Here is a 6,086-nt window from a genome sequence, read left to right as displayed (position 1 = left end):
GTCTTGGAGTTCTTCGACAGAGATCTCGTCGAGATGGTCCATTGACTATAGCAACAATCTCTGAGCGGAAAATTCTAACGGATACTATAGTCGGAACGGAACACCCGGTACGCGCCCTGCCCGATCGCGACGGGTTTGGTCTCCCCGTCGGGAGCCGTGCTCTCGACGGTGATCTCGCTGACGCCGACGCTGCCGCCGACCCGGATCACGTCCGCGGTGGCAACAAGGTCGCTCGTCGCCGGCCGAAGGTAGTTAACGTTCAGGTTGATCGTCGCGATCCGCGCGCCGAAGGGGTCGTCCATGGCGGTCCGCAGCGCGAGGCCACCGACGGTGTCGATGAGGGTGGCCGCGACGCCGCCGTGGAGATCCGCCTGCTCGTCGGGGTCGGGGTTCGGCCGCGTGTTCGTCAGCTTCTCGTCGTAGGGAATCGACATCGTCATCGTCCCGTCGCCGACGTTGTCGACGGTCGTTCCGAGCCACGAGAGGAACTCCTGGTTCTCGTCGAGGAAGTACTGGAGCATCCCCTCGAGGTCGTCGAACTCCTCGAGCACGTCCATCGTCGGCGTGTCCTCGGCCATGGCCACCCGTCCGCCGGCGACGGTCTTGACAGCTACGTTTCTCGACGTGTCCGTTGTTCGGCGTTCATCCGATCGGGTGACCAGCGACGCGATCAGTCCTCCGTGCTCGAGCGAACCCGCACCCGAACGCGCTCCCCGCGCTCGAACGGCCGGTCCGGACAGATCAGCTTCGCGCCGAAGTCCCCGTCTCGAGCGCAGAACAGCGACAGCCCGGTGATCGGCTCGCCGTTCGCCGTGACGGTCACGTCGTCCCACGCGATCGTGCGGCCGTCGGCGACGCCGAGGCGGTCGCCGTTCAGCGAGACGACGGGGTCGCGGTCGCACTCCGCGTCGATCGATCCGCCCCGCTCGAGCAGCCCGCCGCCGTCGTAGTGTGGGAGCCCGCCGTCGAGGACGCCGCCGCTGTCGGCTCGCACACCGACGAATTCCGCGCCGGGATTCGGATGCGCCGGCGAATCGAGCACCGCGTAGGTCTCCCCGGTCGAGACGACGCGGCCGGTGCCGTCCCACTCGAGCGGCCGGACTGAAGCCCCGAGTTCGAGCGGGAGCGAGCCCGACGCGCGGTAGGGGTTCCGGTCGGGGCCGCGAACGCCGACGTGGAGGTGGTTGTCGACCCACGGCGCGAAAAACCCCGCCCGGACGAGCCGACCCAGTGAGTCGCCGCGGTCGACGCGCTGGCCGGCTTCGACCGACGGCTCGACGTGGAGGATTCGGACGGTCAGTCCCGAAAGCGGGCTCGAGGCCGCGGGCTCGAGCAGGATCAGGTGGTCGTGTTCGGGCGCGTAGGGTTTCGGCGGCGCACGGACGGTTCGGGTCTCACGGACGGTGCCGGCGACCGGGCTCGGCGCGGCAGTCGTCCGCCCGTCGACCAGCGTGCCGGGATAGCAATCGATCGCGCAGCCGCCGTCGTGGGCGGGGTACGGCGAGTTGTACAGCGAGAAGCGCGCGTACTGCGCCAAGACGGCCTCGGGAAGGGTGACGGCCATTCGTTGTCGGTCTCTGGAGGCGGGAGCGTTTAGGCCCACCGGGACCTACGGCCGCTATGCGCGTTTTTCGCGGCCGGGCGGCATCTATCGAGGCTGATCGCGACGCGAGCCGCCGGCTGCTCTCGGTCGCCGCCGGCGGCGAGCCGGCCGTCCGCGTCTGGACGCCCCACCGGCAGGTCGCCTTCGGCCGCCGGGACACCCGTCTCGAGGGGTTCGATCGCGCCCGCGAGGCCGCACGCGAGCGCGGGTTCCCGCCGATCGAGCGCGACGTCGGCGGCCGGGCGGTCGCCTACGACGGCGAGAGGACGCTGGCTTTCGCCCGCGCCGAACCGATCGCGGACTTTCGCACCGGGTCGACGGCCCGGTACGAGCGCGCTACGGCGGATCTCGAGCGAGCGCTTCGAACGCTCGGCCTCGAGCCGAGCCGCGGCGAACCCGAGGAGTCGTTCTGTCCCGGAACGCACTCGCTGTCGGCGACGGACGCGAGCGCCGACGGGAGACGGCGAAAGCTCGTCGGCATCGCCCAGCGCGTTCGGGCCGACGCGGCGCTCGTCGCCGGCGTGGTGCTCGTGGCCAATCGCGACGAACTCGCCGGGGTGCTCGAGGGAGTCTACGACGCCCTCGGGGTGGCGCTCGATCCGGCGACGGTAGGGACCGTCGCGGGGGCAGGCGGGCCCACTGATCCCGAGCCCGTTCGGGCGGCCATCGAAGATGCTCTACTCGGGGAGGCGGACGACCCGACCGGCGCGTCAGTCGAGCACCTCGGCGACGGGGGGTAATGACTCATCGCCATCCCGAAAACGGCGCGAAACACTGTCGGACACCCAGCCGCCAACCGAGAGAGTTTTCGACCCGCGAGCCGGTGGGAGACCATGGGAGAGCGATTCGACAACGTACGGGAACTCGCCGCGTTCGCCAAGGCCGTCGCGGACGCCGAGCGGGAACCGGTGGTCGTCGTCGCTGGCTGCGGCGCGGGAGCGACGGTCAAGCGGCTGTGCGAGCACGACGTGGCGGCCTACGGCTTCGACGCGTCGGGATCGGTACTGGAAACAGCGGAGCCCCAGGTTCGAGAGCGGCTGCGCGAGGCGGACATCCGCGACGAGGACCTGATCCCGTCGCTGCGCGAGGCGTTCGGTATCGACGCGATAGACGTGTTCGTCACCGAGTGCATGCTGTCGTTCCTGTCGCTCGGGGAGGCGAAGGAGACACTGGCCCGGATTCGCGAAACCGACGGCGTTGGGACGCTGATTCATCAAGTCCGAATAGATCCGCCCGTAGCGGCTCAGGAAGGGGAGGTCGATGCGACGATTCTGCCACCGGCGGAGTGGCAAGCCGAGTGTGATCCCGACGACGAGGACGTCTGGCGTGACGCGATGGAACGGCTCGATCTTCCACGGACGGAGGCGGAAGACCGCGACGGGGACTGATCGATCCGCGGTCGCGGTGAGGGGTATCTCGGCGTCGTCGGCCGTTGTCTGGTGTCTACGGGCGTTCGCGAGACCCAGTTCGGGAGAGTGGGGTAACGTTTTTCCGCTCCGGGTCGTCGCCCTCGAGTATGACGACACGAACGCGACCGGAGGAGATCCGATGACGGCGGAGGAGTCGGTTGAGGGTTCGAAGCCGTCGGGGCCGCTGTGGGACGAACTCCTCGCCGACGCGCGGACGATCGCGGAGGAGTACCGCGAGGACGGCTGGGACGCCGTCGTCCTCGAGCCGACGGCCGTCTCGCCGGTCGACACCGAGGAGCGGCTCGGACTCGAGGTCACGGTCTCATCCGAAGCGTACGGCGTCCTCGAGGACCTCATCGAGGAAGGCGACGTTACGATCACCGCGGCCGACGTGTACTATCGGCCGCTCGCGGACGAGGATAGCGACCGGCGAGTCGCGCTGACGGTCGAGCGCGACGAAATGAGCGAGACGGCCATTTTCGTGCCGCTGACCTACGACCTCACGGACTGCAGAGCCGTCTTCGAAACGGCGCTCGTCGAGGAGGAGCTACTGACCCACGTGACCGCGGCGGGGACGGAACGGTGGGTCAGCTTCTCACACGACGACCCGTCGCTGTTCCTCGAGGAAGCAGACGTTCGCGCGTGGAACGCGGACTGAGACTCACTCGCCGGTCCGAAACGACAGATCCAGCGACGGCGCGGAGTGGGTCAGTGACCCCATCGAGATCACGTCGACGCCCGTCGCGGCGTAGTCGGGCACGTCGGCGAGGGTGATCCCGCCGCTGGCTTCGGCCAGCACGCCCTCGTAGTCGGCGAGTTCGCCGACGGCGGCCCGCGTCTCCTCGGGTGTCATGTTGTCGAGCAAAACGATGTCGGCACCGGCCTCGGCAGCCCGCGGCGCGTCGGCGACGCGTTCGACCTCGACATCGATTTTCGTCGCGAACGAGGTGCGGTCCGCGAAGTGTTCGATCGCCCCCTCGAGTCCCATCTCGGCGATGTGGTTGTCCTTCACCATGACCATATGCGAGAGATCGAGCCGATGGGTGTCCCCGCCGCCCGCAACGACGGCACGTTTCTCGAGGCCGCGGAGGCCAGGCGTGGTCTTGCGTGTCGCAGCAATTCGGACGGTCTCGCTCTCAGTGCGCTGCTCGCGGCTTTCGACCGCTCGCTTATCTGAGGCGCGTTGCGCCTCGCGGGCGGCGTCGACGGCCTCCCGCGTCCGCGTCGCGATCCCCGAGGCGTGGCCCGCGAGGTTGACCGCGACGCGCTCGCCCCGCAGGACCTCGCGTGCGGGTCCCTCAACGCGAAGAACCTCGTCGCCGGGGTCGATTTCGTCGCCGTCCTCGAGTCGGTCGGTCACGGCTACGTCGAGGTAGTCGAAGACGGCCGTCGCGGCCTCGAGGCCCGCCGCGACGCCGGACTTTTTCGCGACGAGTCGCCCCATCGTCTCGCCCGGGACCTGATTCGTCACATCGTGGTGGCCGATGTCCTCGCGGAGCCAGCGCTCGACCTGTGTGTCGGTGATCATGGCCCTCAATCGTCCGCCGTCGGTTCGGCCGTCGACTCGTCGCGCTCGGTTGCGACGTAATGGCAGCCGACCGATTCAGTGTTTTCGCTCGCAGCGCGCGCGATCAGGAGGGCCACGACGCTGGCGTTCCGGAGTTCGTAGAGGTCTCGGGCCGTCCGCGTGCGGACGTAGGCGTCGACCTCGCCCTTGAGCCGCCGGAGGACGGCGCTCGCGCGGGCGACCTCGTCGGGGTCGCGCTCGAGCCCCAGGTACTCGTCCATCGTCCGCGTGAGTCGGGTGAACTTCTCGGCGGCGAAGCGGTCAGGAAGTGCGGGATCGCTGTCGCGGAGTTCGGGGGCCTCGACGGGGTTGGGCTCGAACCCGGTCGCGTCCTCGCCGGCGCGCAGTCCCCAGACGAGGCCCTCGAGCAGGCTGGTACTGGCCAGCCGATTTGCGCCGTGGACTCCGGTGCGGGCGCACTCGCCGACGGCGTAGAGCCGGTCGAGGCTCGTCCGCCCGCGGTCGTCGACGTCGATTCCGCCACAGAGGAAGTGCTCGCAGGGCGCGACCGGGATTCGATCGCCCTCGATCCCGCGGTCGCGGCACTTCTCGGCGATACCGGGGTACTCGGCGTCGAACTCGAGCGGGCTCACGTCCAAGATGACCTCGCCGGTTTCCTCGCGCTCGGTGTCGACTGCGCGCGCGACCACGTCCCGCGGTGCGAGGTCGCCCTGCGGGTGGTAATCCTCCATGAACCGCTCACCGTTGCCATTGCGGAGCACTGCACCCTCGCCCCGCAGGGCCTCCGAGAGCAGGAACGGATTCTCGCCGCCATAAGCCGTGGGGTGGAACTGCACGTACTCCATGTCCTCGATGTCCGCGCCGGCGAGGGCGGCCATGGCGATCCCGTCGCCGGTCGCGTCGTCGGGGTTGGTCGACCGGCCGTAGAGCGCGCCGATCCCGCCGGTCGCGAGGACCGTCACACCGGCGTAGATCGGGTGGCCCTCTGGCCGTTCATCGCTGACCACACCGTGAACGCGTCCCTCAGCGGTGATCAACTCGAGCGCGGCGGTATCCTGCCGGACCTCGATGCGCTCGTGGTTGTCGACGTGGTTGAGGAACGGCCGCAGGATGTGCATGCCGGTCGCAGCGTCGACGTGGAGGATGCGGGACTCGGAGTGGGCGGCTTCGCGTGTGTAGTCGAACGCCCCGTCCTCACCCTCGTCGAAGTCAATCTCGAGCGTGTCGACGAGCACGTCCTCGACGGCCTCGTCGGCGTTTTCGACGAGGGTCTCGACGGCCGCGGGATCGGCGGTGCCGTCGCTGGCGTCGATAATGTCCGCTTTGAGCGACTCGGGATTCCCGCGCGTAGTCGAGATGCCGCCCTGCGCCCAGTCAGTGCTGGCGTCGTCCGGTTTCGTCGCTTTGGTCAGGAGGAGTACGTCCGCACCCTCCCTGGCCGCCGCGAGCGCGGCCGCACAGCCCGCGATCCCGCTGCCGACGACGAGTACGTCTGCGCGTTCGCCGTCCGTCGTCGTCTCCGTGGCGGTGATTGTTTCGGTCATGA

General features: G+C 69.0%; 7 protein-coding genes. 3 read left to right on the top strand and 4 right to left on the bottom strand.

Features of this window, described 5'->3' with window-relative positions; translation table 11 throughout:
• Positions 1 to 74 precede the first annotated feature (74 nt).
• Together C489_RS16115 and C489_RS16110 are read right to left on the bottom strand one after the other, a co-directional pair.
• The gene (locus tag C489_RS16115) at positions 75 to 578 is read right to left on the bottom strand and encodes a PaaI family thioesterase (RefSeq protein ID WP_006432386.1); all 504 of its coding nucleotides are present in this window, start codon (positions 576 to 578) and stop codon (positions 75 to 77) included.
• Positions 579 to 670: 92 nt separating this feature from the next.
• On the bottom strand, positions 671 to 1,564 hold the full coding sequence (locus tag C489_RS16110) for a hypothetical protein (protein ID WP_006432385.1): 894 nt from the start codon (positions 1,562 to 1,564) through the stop codon (positions 671 to 673).
• Between the two features lie 56 nt (positions 1,565 to 1,620).
• Here C489_RS16110 and C489_RS16105 point away from each other — a divergent pair, with 56 nt between their 5' ends.
• The 3 genes from C489_RS16105 to C489_RS16095 all read left to right on the top strand — a co-directional run bounded on the left by C489_RS16105 (position 1,621) and on the right by C489_RS16095 (position 3,670).
• Positions 1,621 to 2,343 carry a lipoyl protein ligase domain-containing protein gene (locus C489_RS16105; RefSeq protein WP_006432384.1) on the top strand — a complete coding sequence of 241 codons (723 nt, stop codon included), beginning with the start codon at positions 1,621 to 1,623 and terminating at the stop codon, positions 2,341 to 2,343.
• Positions 2,344 to 2,436: 93 nt separating this feature from the next.
• Positions 2,437 to 2,991, top strand: a complete 555-nt coding sequence (locus tag C489_RS16100; RefSeq protein ID WP_006432383.1) for a methyltransferase domain-containing protein — start codon at positions 2,437 to 2,439, stop codon at positions 2,989 to 2,991.
• Between the two features lie 160 nt (positions 2,992 to 3,151).
• Positions 3,152 to 3,670, top strand: coding sequence for a DUF7529 family protein (locus C489_RS16095; protein ID WP_049890957.1), 519 nt, complete (start codon positions 3,152 to 3,154; stop codon positions 3,668 to 3,670).
• A 3-nt stretch (positions 3,671 to 3,673) separates the two neighbouring features.
• Here the strand turns inward: C489_RS16095 and nadC are convergent, their stop codons facing one another.
• Together nadC and C489_RS16085 are read right to left on the bottom strand one after the other, a co-directional pair.
• Positions 3,674 to 4,540: a carboxylating nicotinate-nucleotide diphosphorylase gene (nadC, locus tag C489_RS16090; RefSeq protein WP_006432381.1), complete on the bottom strand. Its 867-nt coding sequence runs from the start codon at positions 4,538 to 4,540 to the stop codon at positions 3,674 to 3,676.
• 5 nt (positions 4,541 to 4,545) lie between these two features.
• Positions 4,546 to 6,084 (bottom strand): L-aspartate oxidase, encoded by a 1,539-nt coding sequence (locus C489_RS16085; protein ID WP_006432380.1) that lies wholly within the window; start codon positions 6,082 to 6,084, stop codon positions 4,546 to 4,548.
• Between the last annotated feature and the right edge of the window lie 2 nt (positions 6,085 to 6,086).

The organism is Natrinema versiforme JCM 10478 (assembly GCF_000337195.1).
GTDB classification, from domain to species: Archaea; Halobacteriota; Halobacteria; order Halobacteriales; family Natrialbaceae; genus Natrinema; species Natrinema versiforme.
The sequence above is the reverse complement of the archived record's forward strand: the minus strand, read 5'-3'. Positions and strand labels throughout refer to the sequence as shown.